We start from the raw sequence: 18,627 nt of genomic DNA, 5'->3' as shown, positions 1-18,627 counted from the left end.
CAGCTACGAGACGAAAATCCGGTGAGAGCGTTGGTGATGGATGAACTCCATGATCCTTCGGCCAATGACGGTGCTGCGGGGATGATAACCAGCCTAGCAATTAGTGTGGTTACTAGTGAGAGTTTTCCTCTAAACTTCATGATATATCCCGTATTTTCTAGTTGCAGCCCCCACAGCACGTCAAGAAACTATAAACGGTGTGCAGTAAAATCTCAAATCAGAGGCATTTTAAACTAGTTATCGTAACGATCTAATCTGGTTTGATTTCATGTAGTTCTATGTCTAATGCGAGTAACCGCCGCATTGAGTTCCGTGTTTTCTGAGTCAATAGGGAGGGGTGGTTGTGCGGATTTTCAGGACTGCGACAATACCTGCATCCGGATCGAGTAACGCAAGGAATGGCAGATGAATTCTACGTTGAGCGTGTCTACCTGAGAGGGGTGAAGTTTGCGAAACAAGAAATTGTTCAACAACATCTTGCCAAGGTTGTTCAACAACCTGTAATGTCTTGTGCGTTACATTGATTCTGTGACAGCTGTCACCACTATCGCATTGGAACGTCACCATGGCACTTCCTGAGTCAAAGACTGAAATGAGCCCCAAGGCGCGGCGCACCGCCCTGCTGGGAGCGATGTTCTTGATGGCCACCAGCGCCATCGGTCCCGGATTCATTACCCAGACCACCGAATTCACGGTACAAATCGGCGCAGCCTTCGCCTTCGCCATTATCGTGTCGATCCTCGTTGATATCGCGGTGCAGCTGAACGTCTGGCGCGTCATTGGCGTTACCGGGATGCGCGCCCAGGAACTTGGCAATAAGGTTCTGCCCGGCGTGGGCTGGTTCTTGGCAGTCCTTGTATTCATCGGAGGCATGGTCTTCAACATCGGCAACATCGCCGGTACCGGACTTGGCGTTAACGCCATGCTCGGTGTGGATGCCAAGATTGGCGGAGCGATCTCGGCTGTCGTGGCAATCCTGATCTTCCTGTCCAAGAAAGCCGGAATGGCTTTGGACCGCATCGTCGTGCTGCTCGGTGCCATCATGATCCTCTTGATGATGTACGTAGCAATCGTGGCCGCCCCACCAGTTGGCGAAGCCCTGCGCAACGTGGTCCTGCCTGAGAAGATCGACTTCCTGATTATCACCACTCTGATCGGTGGTACTGTCGGCGGCTACATCACCTACGCTGGCGCCCACCGCATGATCGACTCGGGCACCAGCGGCATTGAGCACGTCAAATCAATTTCCAACATCTCGATCCTGGCCATCATTGTCACCGGCGTCATGCGAGTGCTCTTGTTCCTGGCGATACTCGGCGTTGTTGCCGGCGGCGTGGTTCTGGCCAGCGACAACAAGGCCGCGGAAGCCTTCGGCCACGCGGCAGGCGATATCGGCATTCGCGCTTTCGGCATCATCCTCTGGGCGGCGGCGCTGACCAGTGTCATCGGCGCGGCGTACACATCGGTCTCGTTCATTACCAAGCGAACCACCTCAGACCGTACCCGCAATATGATCACCGTCGCCTTCATTGCGGTCTGCGGCATCATCTACCTGTTCCTGGGCAAGGCGCCAGCCACCCTGCTGATCTTCGCCGGCGCATTCAACGGCCTGATCCTGCCTGTAGGCTTCGCAGTTCTGCTATGGGTGGCGTGGCGCCGCCGGGACCTCATGGGCGGCTACAAGTACCCGACATTCTTGCTTGTGGTGGGTGTGCTCGCATGGCTGTTGAGCGTATTCCTCGGATGGAACTCGTTGACCGGACTAGCCGCACTCTGGCAGGGCTAAGGAGGCCAAGTGATGAATGAGATCAAAGACCTGGATTTGGGCCAACGAGCCGCATTGTCCCCGAAGCAAGCGCGAGAGTTCTTCCGTGATGGCCAAGTGCTTCCCACAGCGGGAATCAGTGCCGGCTATGCGCAGGCGAACCTGATCATCGTGCCGCGCGCACTGGCCTTCGATGTCCTGCTCTTTGCCCAGCGCAATCCCAAGTCCTGCCCGGTGCTCGGCGTTCTTGAAGCCGGGGAAGTATCCAGCGAACTGCTGGCTGGCGGCGACATCAGAACCGATGTCCCCAAGTACGTGGTGTACGAAAATGGCGTGAAAGTAGCTGAACCCACCGACTTGAACGACTACTGGCGCGATGATCTGGTCACCTTCATCATCGGCTGCTCATTCACTTTTGAATCAGCCTTGATGGATAACGGAATCTCTGTCGCGCACATTGATCAGGGCGTCAACGTTCCCATGTACAAGACCACCACGAGGAGCGCCACCGCTGGGGCGATCTCCGGCCCCATGGTCGTCTCGATGCGGCCCATTCCTGCTTCGCAGGTAGCTGATGCGGTTCGGATTACCTCGAGATATCCAGCAGTTCATGGAGCACCGGTACATATCGGCAACCCGGAAGAGCTGGGAATCAGCGACCTGGCACAGCCGGATTTCGGGGATGCAGTCCAAATCCCGGAATGCAGCGTGCCGGTGTTCTGGGCCTGCGGCGTCACGCCGCAGGCGGCCGTCATGGAGTCGAAGCCAGCGCTCGCTATCGGCCATGCGCCGGGCCACATGCTGATCACCGACATCAAGGATTCGCAGTATCAAGTGCCATAACTAAAAAAGTGTTGCGGTGTTCGCCCTTCCGGGAAGAACACCGCAACACTCTTTTAAACTGCAAGTCTTACCTAGCGCTGGTCAACCCAAGCTTCTACTTCGGCCAGGCGCTCTCGCTTCGCAGTCTCATCTATGAATGATGATTCAAAGGAGTTTCGAGCCAGCTGCGCCAATTGCCCGGTGCTGAAGTTGAAGGTCTCCATGAGGGAAGCGAAGTTGGCGTCCATGTAGCCGCCGAAATACGCAGGATCGTCGGAATGCACCGAAACCTTCAGCCCCGCTTCAAGCATGGATGGCAGCGGGTGATCGGCCATCGTATCTACCGCGCGCAGCCGGATATTGGACAGCGGGCAGACTGTCAACGGCATCTGTTCCGCAACGAGCCGCTGCACCAGCTTCTCGTCGCCCAGGCAACGAATGCCGTGATCCACGCGCTCCACCTTGAGCAGGTCCAGGGCCTGCCAAATGTAGTCTGCCGGGCCTTCTTCACCGGCATGGGCGACCGCGTGCAAACCGCTTTCGCGGGCCAGATCGAAAACTTCGACAAAGAGCTCTGGCGGGAATCCCAGCTCGGAGGAGTCCAGGCCGATGCCGTCGATATCGTGTTTTTCCGCAATCATCAGGCGCAACAGCTCCAAGGCTTCGCTGGCCGGTGCATGGCGCCAGAAGCAGGCAATGAGCTTATGCGAGATTCCCCAGCGCTCCTGTGCTTCGCCCAGCGCGTCACGAATTCCCGCGATGACATCGCGCAAGTCCATGCCACGTTCAACGTGGGCCTGGGGATCGAAGAACAATTCCACGTGGCGCACGCCTGAAGCATGCGCGCGCTGCAGGTAGGCCATGGAGATCTCGTAGAAATCCTCGCGGGTGCGAAGCACCAGCATGTTGGCGTAGAAGAGATCCAGGAACGACTGCAAGTTGCTGAACTCATACTGTGCGCGCAGCTCGTCAATTGAGCTGTAGGGCAGCTCTATGGAGTGCTTTGCGGCCAGCGACATGATCATCTCGGGTTCCAGTGTTCCTTCGAGATGGATATGCAATTCGGCAACGGGCAACTTCACGGGGCGGAACCTTTCAGCAACGACTATAGGGTGCGTTCTCACCGCACTAGGCAGGAACTCGCAAGATTGCCTTAAACCATACGCTGGCAGGCTAGGTGCCTGCAGTTTGGGGTTTCGAATCTGCAGCCAATGTATCAGGTGAACGCCGATGGAATCCGGTCATGATTGGTCCTGCGGAAACGGAGCCATCGACAGGCTCCGGCAACACTGAAAATCGCGGAAACCCAGGGAATGACTCGCCTCTTTGCACAACGACGGCCATGCCCCTGAGGCAACGAGCAACGAGAATGCACCGCATGAAGCTAAACATGCAGGGTCTGAGCGACCGCGTTATAGGTGAGACAGAAATCGCAGGACTTGCGCCGTGGTGCAGTGCGCTGGCGCTATTTCGATGCCCCGTTGATGTGTTCGAGCAACTCGGCTTCAGCTGTGTCCAGGTACCCCCGCAGGGCTGCGGCCGCTTCATCCCGTAGGCCTTCACGTAGCAGTTCTACCAAGCGGGCATTTTGCTCAACATAGTGCGAGTGGAAATCCGGGGCATCGCTCATCGCGTGGAAGACCAGGCGCATCCGTGCCAGAACCCGCCCCATGAGTTCTTGGACCAAGCTGCTATCTGAGGAGCGAACCAGTTGCTGGTGGAAGGCCTGATTGGCGCTGGCCATCCGAGGTATATCTCCGGCAGCCAAGGCCGCCCGCGCTTCATCGATGATGGTGCCCAGCTGCTCCAAATCCAGTTCCGGGCCCCACGCCAGGCAAGCCGGCTCAATGGTGCGGCGCACGGCGTAGATTTCCCGCACATCATCAGCATCCGGCGACGCAACAAAAACCCCGCGGTTGGGGATTCTGGTGATGATCAATTCGCTGTCCAGCAGGGTGAAGCTTTCACGCAAAGTATTGCGCGAAAGCCCCAGCGACTCCGCCAAGGACTGCTCAGACAGCTTGTCCCCGGGCAACAACTCGCCTTCTGCGATTCGGGTCCGCAAAAGATTCGCGGCCCAAACACTGCTATGCGCATGGGGTGCTTTGGCCGGAAGCGCAGAGACACTGCTGATGGAGTTCATTAGTCCAATTTATCCCAACTCGTAGCTGGAATAGGAACAAGTGCCAACTCGGTTACCGGATGCTGCCCAACGCGTCGGAACGACGAACCGCAGCCCCGATGCCAAAGTTCGCCGCAGTGAAAACACCATCGCGATGAGCCGCTACGGCAGACTCCATCTTCATTGCTTCAACCACGGCCACCGTCTGCCCCTTGGAAACGGCCTCGCCGTCATCGACAGCGAAACGCACCAAGTTGCCATCCATCGGGCTGAGCACCGCGTCCGCATCGAGTTCGGAAGCCTGCCCTGCCTGCGCCGCAGGGGTGGCGCCAGCACCCGACGGGTTGCGCAAAGCGTTGGTCAGCGCTGCAGGCAAGCCAAGCTGCACAGCCTTGCCATCCAGCTCAATGGTGATCGTTTCACGGCTGGTATCCATCTGGTCGAGATCCATGTCATTGTTGGCCTCGACCTCGTTCAGAAATTCATCCTCAATCCACGTGGTGTAGACCTTCAGCTGATCGCCGTTGAAATCCTCATGCTCGATAACTGCGCGATGGAAGGGCAAGACTGTCGGCACGCCAGCGATGGTGATCTCATCCAAGGCCGTGCGTGCCCGGCGCAGCGCCTGATTGCGGTCTTCACCGCGAACAATCAATTTCGCCATCATCGAGTCGTAGAACGGCGGAATGACAGAACCGCTGCGAACGCCGGAATCGATACGCACCCCGGCACCCGTTGGAGCCTCGAAGCGCTCTACCGTCCCCGGGGCCGGGAGGAATCCGCGGGCAGGATCCTCGGCGTTGATGCGGAATTCAAAGGCATGGCCCTGGGGCGTTGGGTCTTCGCCCAAAGACAGCGGCAGGCCATCAGCGATGCGGAACTGCTCCGCCACCAGATCCACGCCGGCCGTTTCCTCGGTGATCGGGTGCTCCACCTGCAAGCGGGTATTGACCTCCAAGAAGGAAATCAGGCCGTCTTGGGCCACCAGATATTCGACGGTGCCGGCGCCGACGTAGCCAGCTTCCTTGCAGATTGCCTTGGCGGATTCGTGGATGCGGGTTCGCTGCTCGTCGCTGAGGAACGGCGCTGGCGCTTCCTCCACCAGCTTCTGGTGGCGGCGCTGAAGCGAGCAATCCCGGGTGCCAACAACGACAACATTGCCGTGCGCATCAGCCAGGACCTGGGCCTCGACATGCCTGGGCTTGGAGAGGAAGCGCTCCACAAAGCACTCGCCACGGCCAAAGGCCACCGTGGCCTCGCGGGTGGCCGACTCGAAGGCCTCGGTGATCTCATCGAGCGAATACGCGATCTTGATGCCACGGCCGCCACCGCCAAACGCGGCCTTGATGGCTACAGGGACACCGTATTCCTCGGCGAAGGCGCGAACCTCTTCGGCATTTTCGGCAGGGCCATCGGTGCCCGGAGCCAATGGTGCGCCGGCGCGAACGGCAATCTGCCGTGCCGTGACCTTATTGCCCAGGTCTTCAATGGCCTGGGGCGAGGGGCCGATCCACTTCATTCCGGCGTCAATGACCGCCTGGGCAAAGCTGGCGTTTTCCGAGAGGAAGCCGTAGCCCGGGTGAACTGCGTCGGCCGCCGAGCGCTTCGCGATCTCGATGATCTTCTCGATATTCAGATAGGTGTCAGCACTACTCGAACCATGCAGCGGGTAGGCCTCATCGGCGCGCCGCACATGCAACGCGTCGGCGTCCGGGTCGGAGTAGATGGCTACCGAGGCAATATTTGCGTCGGTGGCCGCCCGGGCAATGCGGACTGCGATTTCGCCGCGGTTGGCAATGAGAACCTTTTTCATGACAATCCTTGGAAGTTAATTGGCCGTCAAAGCGGCGGGAGACTGGAGGACAAAGCGAATCTTGCTTCCTGGGGGAAGCTGGGCCGCGACGCTGAGATCTTCGTCGATAACCGTGGCGATCACCGGGTAGCCGCCGGTGACCGGATGATCAGCAAGGAAGAGCACCGGAAGGCCGGAGGGCGGCACCTGCAAGGAGCCGCGTGCCACGCCTTCACTGGCCAGTTCGCCAGATAGGACGCGTTGCAACGGCTGTTCTGCGGTAGACAACCTGATGCCTACCCGGTTCGACTCGCTGGTGACATCCCAGAGCTGTTCTGCCAGCTGCTTCAATCCGGAGGGGCCAAACCACTCGGTGCGCGGACCGGGCAGAACCCTGAGTCGATACAGGCCCTGGTCGTCGGGAACCGGCAGTGTGCTCGGCTGGGGATTGGCGACAATGTGCCCAACGGATGGCTGTTTGACCGGAATGAAGGATCCGGAAACCAGCGGATCCGGTCCGAGGCCCGAGAGCGTATCGGTCGACAGCGAACCGAGCACTGGCTTGAGCATGATGTCGCCGCGCACCGCAAGGTAGCTGCGCAAGCCTTGGCCGCCGGGCTCCACGCTCAGGCGCTCGCCGTGCAGCAGCGCGAACGGAGCGTTCAACGCTGCCTGGCGCGGTGTGCGCAGCTCATCATCCTCAGCCGGGGTGATCCACAGGTCGGCTCCGGCTCCGGTCACGGCCAGCACTTGGTCCTGCACGGCTTCGACGCTCAGGCGGCTGCCGAGGTTCTCGATCACTGCCTGGCCTGGCTGGTTGCCCACCAGGCGGTTGGCCTGGCGGAAGGCTGCCGGGTCGGCTGCGCCGGCGACGCCGACGCCCAGGTTGCCGTAGCCGACACGCCCGGCATCCTGCAGCAGCGATTGCAGCCCGGGATCAAGGATCCGCAGGCCTCCGGAGCCGGGATCCTGGGCGGTGGCGGGCTCGGCGGCAGGTGCCTGAACCGAAATCTTTTCGGAGGCGGGAACGAACTTCACGGTGTCCTGCGGTCGGATCAGCGCAGGATTTTCGCGGTCAAGATCCCACATCTGCAGATCGGTATGCCCGATCAGCTGCCAGCCTCCGGGGGATTGGCGGGGATAAACAGCCGAGTACTCGCCTGCGAGGGCCACAGCTCCGGCCGGGACCTTGGTTCGCGGGGTGTCCCGGCGCGGGACATTCAATTCCTGGTTTTCACCGAGCAGGTAGGCAAAGCCGGGAGCAAATCCGCCGAATACCGCGCGCCATTTCTGGCTTGTGTGGGCAGTGACCACTGCTTCGACACTCAGCCCGGTCAGTTCGGCGACCGCCGCCAGATCTTCGCCGTCGTAGTGCACCGGAACTTCAACCAGGTTGCCAGCGGTGCGAACTGCGGAAGCTGTTTCAAGTTCTGGCAATGCCTTGATGGCGCGTTCGGCGCTGTGCCCCGAATCGAACTTCAGCAGCACCGTCTGGGCGGCAGCCAATAGATCGCGCTGTCCGGGCAGGGGAGAAGCTTCCAAAGCGGCATTGAGCGCCAAGACTGCGTCAAGCGAGTCGAGGTCGATGAGCAGATCATGGGATCCTGCCCGGTGGATGGCGCGGATGCTCACGCGAAGCTCCGGATCTGCACTCCGGCGCTTTCCAAGCCGCCGCGTACGGCACGAGCCATGGCAACTGCTCCGGCGGTATCGCCGTGAAGGCAGATGCTTTCGGCCGGCATAGCGATGGTGCTGCCGTCGACCGCAACAATGGTTCCCTCGGTGGCCAAGCGGATCATGTTGGCGGTGACTTCTTCGGCATCATGCAGTACCGCGTTGGCCTCGCGGCGGGATACCAGTGTGCCGTCGGGGTTGTAATTGCGGTCGGCAAAAGCTTCGGCAACACCGCGCAGCCCGGCGGTCTCGGCTTTTTGCAGGGCCACCGATCCGGGCAACAGCAGTACCGAAAGATCTGCGCCGAAGGCCTTGATCGCATCAATGACCGCCTGGGCATGTACTTCGTGATGCACGATGGTGTTGTAGAGGGCGCCGTGGGGCTTGACGTACTTGATTTCTGCACCGGCGTTGCGAGCCAAAGCCTGCAATGCTCCGAGCTGGTACAGGACATCGTCAGCCAGCTCGGTCGCCGAGCAATCCAGGAATCGACGGCCGAAGCCGGCCAGGTCGCGGTAGCCCACGTGGGCGCCGATGGTGACGTTCGCGCTGACAGCATCGCGGCAGGTCTGGGCGATGGTGCTCGGATCGCCGGCGTGGAAGCCGCAAGCGACGTTGGCGGAGGAAACGGAGGTGAAGATGGCGGCGTCGTCGCCCATCTTCCAGTTGCCGAAGGACTCTCCGACGTCCGAATTCAGGTCTATGTATGGCATTGTGATCCCCGTCTCGTGAAAACCTCTTGGTAAAAGAATGCCTCAATTTCCGTAATTGTTCAACAATCTTGACGTCGTATCTTGAGATCGGCGCTCCGAAGGGCAGATGAACGTGCTCCAAATTGCGTGCTGAGCAGGAGAATTGCGAATGACTTGGAAAACCCGGTGCCGGGCAGGTCTTGTGCTGGGATGCGCGCCGCTTAGCTTTCGGCCTCTACTTCGCAGGCATCTTCAAGGCCGAACGGGATGGGCGCGCCTTGGGCGTCGTCCGGATCAGGGACAGCAGTATTCTTGCCCTCTGGATCCGGGGTTTGGCGTAGTCCTGTGGTTTCGTCGTGGTTTGCGGTTCCCCTGGTCGCTTCCCGTCTTCCGTGCCTTGTATTGATGCCAGCTGGAGGGTGCTGGTCCACACAGACTCGCCGTGGGAACCACCTGGAGTCTGTCGCGGTCACGGAACTACCATGTTCGCCCGCCACGGAACCTTGCGCAGGCAGCATTCTTGGCGGGTCCGGACGCTAGGACAATCCGATAGCGTCGCCCTTCTCATCGACATCCATATGTACGGCAGCTGGCACCTTCGGCAAGCCTGGCATCGTGGTTAGTGCCCCGGTGATGGCCACGATGAAACCGGCACCGGTCTTGGGAATCAGCTCGCGGACCTGCACGGTGAAGCCGCTGGCAGCGCCGAGCAGCTGCGGGTCATCGGAGAAGGAATACTGGGTTTTGGCGATGCAGACCGGCAGGTGGGACCACCCATTGTCATTGATCTGCTGGAGCATCCGCCGGGCCTTAGGGGAGTACTCGACGTCTTCGCCCCCATAGACTTCGCGCACCAGGGCCAGGATCTTCTCCTCGACCGGTTGCTCCAGCTCGTACAGCGGGGCGAAATGGCCCGGTTCCCCGATGGCGCGCAGCACCGTAGCGGCCAGCTCGGTGGCCCCGGCCCCGCCGTGGCCCCAGACATCGGCGATGGCGCAGGCGATGCCCTGCTGCGCTGCCCAGCTGGTGACCGCTTCCAACTCTGCATCCGTATCCGTCGTGAAGCGGTTGATGCCGATCACTGGCTTGATGCCGAACTTGGAGATGATCGAGGCGTGGCGTTCAAGATTAGGCAACCCAGCCCGCACGGCCCCGACGTTTTCGGCCCCCAGTTCTTCCTTAGCCACCGAACCATGCATCTTCAGTGCGCGAACGGTCGCGACAATGACCACCGTGTCGGGCGGGCACCCAGCGAAGCGGGCCTTGATGTCCATGAATTTTTCGGCGCCCAGATCGGTGCCGAAACCGGCCTCGGTTACCACCACATCGGCCAGTGAACGGGCGGTGTTGGTGGCGATGGCCGAGTTGCAGCCGTGGGCGATGTTGGCAAAGGGACCGCCGTGGATGAGCGCGGGAGTCCCGCCGATGCTCTGCACCAGGTTGGGTTTGATAGCTTCCTTGAGCAACAGCGCCATCGCACCAGCCGCACCTAGGTCATCGGCGGTGACCGGCGCCTTGGCATAGGTGTATCCGACGGTCATCCTTCCCAGCCGGGCGCGCAGGTCCGCGAGCCCGGTGGCCAGGCAGAAGACCGCCATGACCTCCGAAGCGGCGGTGATTTCGAAACCTGTTTCGCGCGGCACTCCGTTGGCGGTACCGCCCAGGCCTATCACCACGTGGCGCAGCGCCCGGTCGTTCATGTCCAGCACCCGCTTGAAGGTGACGGACCTCGGGTCGATGCCCAGGGCGTTGCCCTGCTGAAGGTGGTTGTCGAGCATTGCCATGAGCAGATTGTTCGCGCTGGTGATGGCGTGGAAATCCCCGGTGAAATGCAGATTGATCTCGTCCATGGGCAGTACCTGGGATTGGCCGCCGCCGGTGGCTCCGCCCTTCATCCCGAAACTCGGGCCGACCGAGGGCTCGCGCAGAGCGATCATGGTCTTGGCTCCGGTGGCCGCCAGTGCGTCGGCCAGGCCCACCACCATGGTGGACTTTCCTTCACCTGCCGGTGTCGGAGACATGCCGCTGACCAGGACTACTTTTCCGCGCCGGGTTCCAGTGGGCAGCAGCGCCGGATCGATCTTGGCCTTGTACTTGCCGTAGGGCTCCAGTGCAGCGTCCGGGATTCCGGCGGCTTCGGCGATCCGGGAGATCGGTTCGAGCGCTGCCCGCGAGGCAATCGCGAGATCGCTCATGTCGGTGTCCGGTGTTGCTGTCATGCTGCGTCTCCTATCTGGAGGCCCGGCGATCCGGGGATGCGGATGACCGACGCTTCTGGACTTCCCTGATTGGCCTTCAAGCTACCACCTTGTAGGCGAGACGAGAAGGCTGCGACGGGCAGAACGTCGATCGGAACTTCGCCGGGAACCTGCAGGGGCATAAGTGGTGCGATCCCCAGACCAACTTTTGAGCAACTACCTATGTCTGCCTCGACGTTTCAAAAACTTGTGTGCAAATCTTGACTTGTCGGATCGGGCTGGATGAAACCGCGTTGCCATCGAGAGTGTAGTAGAACCGCAGCGCCCGATTGTCATTAGCACAAGTCAGACCTTCGAGCTGCAGAGCGATATACGAGTTCAAAATTGGGACAAGCGCTATCTCAAACGGCCGCATAAGCGCCCCAGCGAGTCCAGATTCAGGGTGCGGCCCCCGGTGATAAAAGATCGGTGAACTGCTGGTGACATGTCAATTTAGAATCTATTCGAGTTTTGGCCTGCTCTAGGGCAGGCTCATTTCCAACCCTGAAGAAACTCCTCTTCTCAAAGACTTCGCAGGGAGCGAGCGCCACAAAGAGTAGGACCTCGCTGGCTTGGATATGCTGCTTGAGATTCAGGAAGTCTCTCAGAAGTACCAAGGTGTCCGAATGAGCTGCGCTTCATTACTACGGTATGTTGATTTTCCAAATACCGATTGCCATATCTTTATTTTACTAGTAGTTTCTATTCACAGGAAGATTTCATCATTAAAAAATAGAAAGTCTGGATTCAATGTCGTTAGAGCGGCGGAACGTAGTATTCAACCTTGCCCCAGCGGTTCTATTAGGGTTACTAGCTCCACAAGCAGTCAAACAAGGGCACAATGAGCATGAGGGCAACAAATTAACGTCACTAAACGATTGCAATACCTGTGATCCGGATAGCAAAGCATTGCAGGATATCGAAGATTTCGAGCGTGCGTTTGAAGAATTCGGTTCAGTGTCGGACATTGAGATTTCCCAAATGGCTAAGCGCCAGAAGCGAATGAATGATCTGGGTGTAATGCAACCCGCAGGGTTACCGCTACCTGGCCCAGCTGCTATCGTAAGTTGCGCGTTAACCGCAGTCTGGGTTTTTCGAAAAGGCGTCTCTAAGAACCAAGTAATCATGCAGGTCACGGAAGTGATTGTTGGCTGTGTCGGAATTCCTGCGACGTCGTGGGTTTTGGTCCGTGTCGCGCGTTTGGTTTGGAAGTATAGAAAGAAAATTGCCGCAGCATTGGCTGCTGTTGGTCTGACCGCAGCACAACTCGCCCCGATTCGCAATGCTCCTTACCCTGGATAGCGTGGGAGCTACAGATTCAGTCAGGAGTTGCCTAATATGAGATGGGCACGCAAACTCGTAGTTCGTCGAGTCGTATTGTATCTTGCGATATCTATACTTGGCCTTTCGGCGTTGACTGGTGTTTATTGCGCGTTGGCTAACCGCCATTTCCTTGAAGTGCTGGGGAATCTCTGGATAGCGTTTGCCTTTGCACTCGTAACTGCAGCTTTAACCGCAGTTAAAGACCATCGCAATGACCAAGAAGAGTTGTGAGAACCGAGATCATCTAAGTCGACTGCAGAAACCACAACGATTACTTGATCTTAGCGATCGCGCTCATGAACAGGGTCTATTTCCCGCTTTGACTACGTCTTTGCTACTTCATGATCACAATTTCGAAGGCTTCTAATTTCCATGACTCGTGTCGATTTTCAGCCCTTCGATGAGGTTGTGCGTGCAGTCATGCTCCTTGCCTGTGTTCTTTTTCGGTGGCGTAGGTCTCGTCCTGCATTTTCGCGGTATCCTACGAACGAATGCTTACGAGCGCACGACTCGGTTCAACCGTTAGTTGCCTCCAATAACTGGTTTTCTCAGGCTGTATTGAACTGTCTGGCTGGCGCATGATTGGAGCACGCTGGGCAGCGGCGGCCGGGGTCGGAAGGGTGTCAGTTTCTAGACATATCGTCTTTCCTGTCATTTGCCCACTTTCTTCCGATGTGTCAGGTCTGCCGGCCTTGCGGGTGTCGACTTAGCGCCTGGATGCGCTCATGGCAGGCCGGGAACCGTTCATGAAACCAGCAAAGCCCGGGTGGAGGAATTCCGGCAGGAATTCCTCCACCCGGGGTGAACACCGTATTTATCTGGGTCATCTGCCGCTGGCCAAGGGCACCAGCACTCGCGCTGTTCCGGACCTCCACGCAAATCGAACCACGGGCAGTGCCTTAGTGATTTGCCTGCGACTTTTCGTCCTTGAGCTTGAAGGCGAAGATGATCCCGATCGTGGTCAGCACAGCTCCAATCAGGAACGCAACGTGAGCACCCGAGAACAGGGCTTCCGCGGTTCCGGAGCCAGCTCCGATTCTCGACGTCGAGACAACGGACATCACCGTGACGAAGATGGTGGTGCCGATAGCGCCGGCTAGTTGCTGTCCGGTGTTGAAAATGGCTGAACCGTGGCCGAAGAGCCGTGGTTCCAGCGTAGCCATGGCCGAGGACATCAAGCCGGTCATCAGCAAGGCCAAGCCGATGGAGAAGACGATGTGGGTGATCATGAACATCCACAATTCGGTCTCGGCGCTGATCGTCGTGTACAGCCACTGGCCCGCGGCGAGCATGATGGCGCCGGGGATCAGGACCGGGCGAGGGCCGTGCTTGTCGTAGATGCGCCCGAAAATTGGCGAGACGATCGCCTGGGCCACTCCACCAGGAAGCAGCATCATGCCGATCTTCAATGAATCAATGCCCTTGCCCGATTCCAGCAAGAGCGGAACGATCATCAACGACCCCAGCATGGTTCCAAAAGCGATCATGATCATGATGATCGAGAAGGTGAATCCACGTGAGCTGAACGCGGAAAGGTTGAGCAGCTCGCGGCCTTGGCCGGTCAGCGACAACTGGCGCTTGATGAAAACCGCCAGTGATACCAAGCCAATGGCAAAGCTGATAATGGTCAATGCCGGGTTGGTCGAAGCGTGCTCGATGCTGGAAATACCGTACACCAGGAAGCCGAAAGCCAGCGCCGAGAGAGCCACCGAAGCGCCATCCACACGGATACTGCGCGCGCTGGATGGAACCTTGAAGAAAATGATGCCCAGCACCAGGACCACTGCTGCGATAGGGAGCATCATCGCAAAGATGTAGTGCCATCCCAAGGCATGCACTACGGCACCTGAAACGGTGGGGCCGATGGCCGGTCCCACGCCAATGACGATGGAGTTCAAGCCCATGATGGTGCCGCGCTTGTGGACCGGCACCAGCGTGAGCGTCGTGGTCATGAGCAGTGGAAGGATGATGGCGGTTCCCAAAGCCTGAATGATGCGAGCCAGGAGCAGGAAGACGAAGCTCGGCGCAATAACCGCGATGGCTGTGCCCGCCAGGAAGCTGATGATGGCGAACATGAAGAGCGATCGGTGGTTGAAGCGCTGCAGCAAGAAGCCGGTAGTTGGAATGACGACCGACATGGTCAGCAAGAAGCCGGTGGTGAGCCACTGTCCGGTCGCCGCGGTGATGCTCATTTCGGCCATGATTCCCGGCAGCGCCACCGTCAGCACTGTTTCATTCAGGATCATCATGAAGGCTGCCAAAGCCAGCGCCGCAATAATTCCAGTGAGCTGCTTGGTGCTCAACTGTGCTTTGGGAGCCTGTGGTGGTGAAGTTTGGGCCTCGGTTTTTGTGGGTTCTGGCGTCACTTTTCCTCTATCTCGGAGTTCTCAACTGTCAAATAGTGTCACAGGGTGACACAATTTCGTAAGGAAAACTGTCAGAGTGTGACAGGAAACTACTTTTCTGCCGGCTTATGAGACGATCGCTAGAAGTCAACGGGTACGGAGGAATGCATGGGGATTCGAGACGAGCGCAAAGCCGAGACCTCGCGCAGGATTCAGGCGGCAGCTCTGGATCTCGTCGAGGAGCTCGGGCTGGAGTCGACCACCGTGGCGCGAATTGCGCAGCGCGTTGGCATTTCAGATCGAACGTTCTTCCGTTATTTTGATTCCAAGGAGTCGGCCATCGTTCCTGGCCAGGGTGAGCTGGCCGCGGCCCTGACAGGCCTCGAGTTTCCCCAGGGCGCTGCGCCCTCGGAGGTATTCCAGGTTCTGTTGCAGGGGTGCAGGGAGCATTTGCATGCAGAAGTTGAACAGCATGAGTACCGCCGGGTGGCCAGGCTGATGTTCTCTGATCCCAAGCTGCTGTTGATCGCCACCAGCAGGGAACAGGAGCTCGTCGTAGAGCTGGGACGGTCGCTGGCTGAGCGTGGGGTCGTTTCGCAAATGCAGGCGTCACTGATTGCCGAGATGGTCGCGTCAACCTGGCGCGTTGCCTGGCAGTGCTTCACCCAGGCCGAAAGGGCCGGCAGCGCTGTGGCGCCTTCGGAATTCTTTGAGCAGTCGGTCACGGAAATGCAGCAGATTTCCGCTACCGGCACCCCGGGACCATGAGCAGCAGGGAAAACAAGATTGAGTTATGGCAGATTAACTTAAATGTGACAAACTGCTCCCACGCTATTCATCCCGGCATTTCGGGGAAAAATTGGGGTTCCCAAGAACTATTCGCATGCCGTGAAAGTGTGGTGCAGAGCAAAATCGGGTAGATTTGGAACGTTGAGTTCAGGGCGGTTAACCCCGCTTCCGCACGACGTTCAGGGAGACGCCACACCTATGGCCAAGATTATTTACACCCACACCGACGAAGCGCCAATGCTGGCGACTCACTCGTTCCTGCCAATCGTGGAGGCCTTCGCGTCGACCGCAGGCGTGGAGCTCGAGACCCGCGACATCTCGCTCGCCGGCCGCATCATCGCTACCTTCCCTGACTATGTCACCGAAGAGCAGCGCATTTCCGATGCCCTGGCCGAACTTGGCGATCTGGCCAAGTCCCCAGAAGCGAACATCATCAAGCTGCCAAACATCTCGGCATCCATCCCGCAGCTCAAGGCCGCTATTGCCGAACTGCAGGCTGCCGGCTACGCACTGCCTGACTACCCGGACAACCCATCTTCGGATGAAGAGACCGACGTCCGCGCACGCTACGACAAGATCAAGGGCTCCGCCGTGAACCCGGTGCTGCGCGAGGGCAACTCGGACCGCCGTGCACCATTGAGCGTCAAGAACTACGCTCGCAAGTACCCGCACTCCATGGGCGCATGGTCTGCAGATTCGAAGACCAACGTCGCCACCATGGGTGTTGACGATTTCGCTTCGAACGAGAAGTCCGTTGTCATCGATCAGGACAAGAAGATCTCGATCCGCTTCGTTGGCGAAGACGGCGAAGTCAAGGTCCTGAAGAAGCCATTCAAGGTTCTTGAAGGCGAAGTCATCGACGGCACCGTCATGCACGTCGCGGCCCTGTCTGAGTTCCTGAAGAACGCCGTGGCCCGCGCCAAGGAAGAGGGCGTGCTGTTCTCGGCCCACCTGAAGGCCACCATGATGAAGGTTTCCGACCCGATCATCTTCGGCCAAGTGGTCAAGGCCTACTTCTCCGAGCTCTTCGACACCTATGGCGACGAGCTGGCTGCTGCAGGCCTGAACGCCAACAACGGCCTTGCTGCCATCCTCGGCGGCCTGGACGAACTCTCCGACGAGGTTCGCGCCGGCGTCGAGAAGCTGATCGCCAAGGGCCTGGAAGAAGGCCCGGCAGTTGCCATGGTCGATTCCGACAAGGGCATCACCAACCTGCACGTCCCATCGGATGTCATCGTTGATGCTTCCATGCCGGCAATGATCCGCCTGGGCGGCAAGATGTGGGATGCCAAGGGCAACACCGCTGACACCTTGGCTGTTCTGCCGGATTCCTCCTACGCTGGCATCTACCAGGTTGTCATCGATGATTGCCGTGCCAACGGCGCCTACGACCCGACCACCATGGGCACCGTGCCAAACGTCGGCCTGATGGCCCAGAAGGCCGAGGAATACGGCTCGCACGACAAGACTTTCGAGCTGGCTGCCAACGGCCACGTGCAGATCGTTGACGAGAACGACACCGTGCTCATCGAGCACCAGGTCTTCGCCGGCGACATCTGGCGTGCCTGCCAGACCAAGGACGTTGCCATTCGCGACTGGGTCAAGCTGGCCGTGAACCGCGCTCGCGCTTCGGCCACCCCTGCTGTGTTCTGGCTCGATGAGAAGCGCGCACACGACGCCGTGCTGATCACCAAGGTCAACGAATACCTGAAGGAACACGACACCGATGGCCTGACCATCGAAATCCTGTCCCCGGTCGAGGCGACCCAGTACTCCATCGACCGCATCCGCAAGGGCGAGGACACCATCTCGGTGACCGGCAACGTGCTGCGCGACTACCTGACCGACCTGTTCCCGATCCTGGAACTGGGCACCTCGGCAAAGATGCTCTCGATCGTTCCGCTGCTGGCTGGCGGCGGCCTGTTCGAGACCGGAGCCGGCGGTTCGGCTCCGAAGCACGTGCAGCAGCTGGTGAACGAAAACCACCTGCGCTGGGACTCGCTGGGCGAGTTCATGGCCCTGGGCGCTTCCTTCGAGCACTTGGCAGTGAACAACGACAACGCTCGTGCCCAGGTTCTTGCTGACACCCTGGATGCCGCAACCGGTACCTTCCTGCTGGAAGACAAGTCGCCTAAGCGCAAGGTCGGCGAGCTGGACAACCGCGGCAGCCACTTCTACCTGGCCAAGTTCTGGGCAGAGGAATTGGCCAAGCAGGACAAGGACGCCCAGCTGGCCGAGGCGTTCTCCGCAGTTGCCAAGGCACTGGACGAGAACGAGGAAACCATCGTTTCCGAGCTCGCCGAGGTCCAGGGCAAGCCCGTGGATATCGCTGGCTACTACCGTCCAGACGAAGCCAAGACCTCGGCTGTTATGCGCCCAAGCGCAACCCTGAACAAGGCTCTGGAACTGCTGACCAAGTAGTCCCTTGAGCTAAACAGACAGGCGCCGTTCCCTTACCGGGGAACGGCGCCTGCTGCGTTAATGAATGGTCGCCGTCTGTAGTGCCGTTAATAGAAAACAAAGGGCGCGGCGTTTGCTGTTGTGTTTGCCTTCATACATCCGATCTTGCTGGTGAAACAGGGTTTACCTAATGCGAACAAAGGTGTCTTCGGTAAATGATTTCCTTAGGACACCATAGCTTTGCAGTTTTGTATCTTTGCTTAGGCAATACGGAGATCAGCTAAGGCGGGCTACGGAGGGCTTTCAACACGACTTGTATCATGGTCTATAGAGCATTAGCCGGTCCCAAGGACTGTGACGACGTCTTAAGTCTCGGAATAACGCCGGGGAAAACGTCTGTAGCATATTGGACCGACGGCAATATTATCTGGCTTTAACTGAAGGCATTTATTAGCTCTTGTCTACGTGTTTAACGGATAACGTTACTCTGAGCGCTAAATCGCCTTAGTTGTAACTTCTGGTCTGACGACATGGCAGTCTCGTTCTGGACCCCCGGCAATCTGGCACTGTCGTTGCTCTTGATACCCAACTGATCAATCCACGCCAGGAGATCTGCTTGCCTGCGGAGGATAGGTCCGCCGAGCTTACTCAGCTGCAGCAAGTCCA

The 18,627-nt window shown here is 58.8% G+C and carries 13 protein-coding genes; 5 read left to right on the top strand and 8 right to left on the bottom strand.

Annotated elements, in window-relative coordinates:
* Nucleotides 1–565: 565 nt before the first annotated feature.
* Together AC6CHO_RS12535 and AC6CHO_RS12530 are read left to right on the top strand one after the other, a co-directional pair.
* Entirely contained in the window at nucleotides 566–1,786 is a 1,221-nt protein-coding gene (locus AC6CHO_RS12535; protein WP_498215338.1) for an NRAMP family divalent metal transporter, read from the top strand.
* Between the two features lie 12 nt (nucleotides 1,787–1,798).
* Nucleotides 1,799–2,608, top strand: coding sequence for a putative hydro-lyase (locus AC6CHO_RS12530; RefSeq protein ID WP_498215336.1), 810 nt, complete (start codon nucleotides 1,799–1,801; stop codon nucleotides 2,606–2,608).
* Between the two features lie 71 nt (nucleotides 2,609–2,679).
* Here AC6CHO_RS12530 and AC6CHO_RS12525 read toward each other — a convergent pair whose 3' ends face one another.
* From AC6CHO_RS12525 to AC6CHO_RS12495, 7 genes are all read right to left on the bottom strand, one after another.
* Entirely contained in the window at nucleotides 2,680–3,669 is a 990-nt protein-coding gene (locus AC6CHO_RS12525; RefSeq protein WP_498215334.1) for an adenosine deaminase, read from the bottom strand.
* A 383-nt stretch (nucleotides 3,670–4,052) separates the two neighbouring features.
* On the bottom strand, nucleotides 4,053–4,730 hold the full coding sequence (locus tag AC6CHO_RS12520) for a GntR family transcriptional regulator (RefSeq protein WP_498215332.1): 678 nt from the start codon (nucleotides 4,728–4,730) through the stop codon (nucleotides 4,053–4,055).
* A 52-nt stretch (nucleotides 4,731–4,782) separates the two neighbouring features.
* Nucleotides 4,783–6,522, bottom strand: a complete 1,740-nt coding sequence (locus AC6CHO_RS12515) for an ATP-binding protein (protein ID WP_498215330.1) — start codon at nucleotides 6,520–6,522, stop codon at nucleotides 4,783–4,785.
* A 15-nt stretch (nucleotides 6,523–6,537) separates the two neighbouring features.
* Nucleotides 6,538–8,133, bottom strand: coding sequence for a 5-oxoprolinase subunit B/C family protein (locus AC6CHO_RS12510; RefSeq protein ID WP_498215328.1), 1,596 nt, complete (start codon nucleotides 8,131–8,133; stop codon nucleotides 6,538–6,540).
* A complete protein-coding gene (locus tag AC6CHO_RS12505; protein ID WP_498215326.1) occupies nucleotides 8,130–8,888 on the bottom strand; it encodes a LamB/YcsF family protein in 759 nt (252 codons plus the stop codon). The genes AC6CHO_RS12510 and AC6CHO_RS12505 overlap by 4 nt, the downstream gene beginning before the upstream one ends.
* A gap of 200 nt (nucleotides 8,889–9,088) precedes the next feature.
* On the bottom strand, nucleotides 9,089–9,298 hold the full coding sequence (locus tag AC6CHO_RS12500; RefSeq protein ID WP_498215324.1) for a hypothetical protein: 210 nt from the start codon (nucleotides 9,296–9,298) through the stop codon (nucleotides 9,089–9,091).
* 105 nt (nucleotides 9,299–9,403) lie between these two features.
* A complete protein-coding gene (locus AC6CHO_RS12495; RefSeq protein ID WP_498215322.1) occupies nucleotides 9,404–11,086 on the bottom strand; it encodes a formate--tetrahydrofolate ligase in 1,683 nt (560 codons plus the stop codon).
* Between the two features lie 768 nt (nucleotides 11,087–11,854).
* Here AC6CHO_RS12495 and AC6CHO_RS12490 point away from each other — a divergent pair.
* A complete protein-coding gene (locus AC6CHO_RS12490; protein ID WP_498215320.1) occupies nucleotides 11,855–12,406 on the top strand; it encodes a hypothetical protein in 552 nt (183 codons plus the stop codon).
* A gap of 920 nt (nucleotides 12,407–13,326) precedes the next feature.
* Here the strand turns inward: AC6CHO_RS12490 and AC6CHO_RS12485 are convergent.
* A complete protein-coding gene (locus AC6CHO_RS12485) occupies nucleotides 13,327–14,793 on the bottom strand; it encodes a DHA2 family efflux MFS transporter permease subunit (protein ID WP_498215318.1) in 1,467 nt (488 codons plus the stop codon).
* Nucleotides 14,794–14,940: 147 nt separating this feature from the next.
* Between AC6CHO_RS12485 and AC6CHO_RS12480 the strand changes: the two genes are divergently transcribed.
* Complete coding sequence (locus AC6CHO_RS12480; protein ID WP_498215317.1) at nucleotides 14,941–15,540, top strand: TetR/AcrR family transcriptional regulator; 600 nt, start codon at nucleotides 14,941–14,943, stop codon at nucleotides 15,538–15,540.
* A 219-nt stretch (nucleotides 15,541–15,759) separates the two neighbouring features.
* Complete coding sequence (locus AC6CHO_RS12475) at nucleotides 15,760–17,982, top strand: NADP-dependent isocitrate dehydrogenase (RefSeq protein WP_498215315.1); 2,223 nt, start codon at nucleotides 15,760–15,762, stop codon at nucleotides 17,980–17,982.
* The last annotated feature ends 645 nt before the right edge of the window (nucleotides 17,983–18,627 follow it).

The organism is Glutamicibacter sp. GQ173 (assembly GCF_059759215.1).
This window is presented reverse-complemented; position numbering and strand designations above follow the sequence as displayed.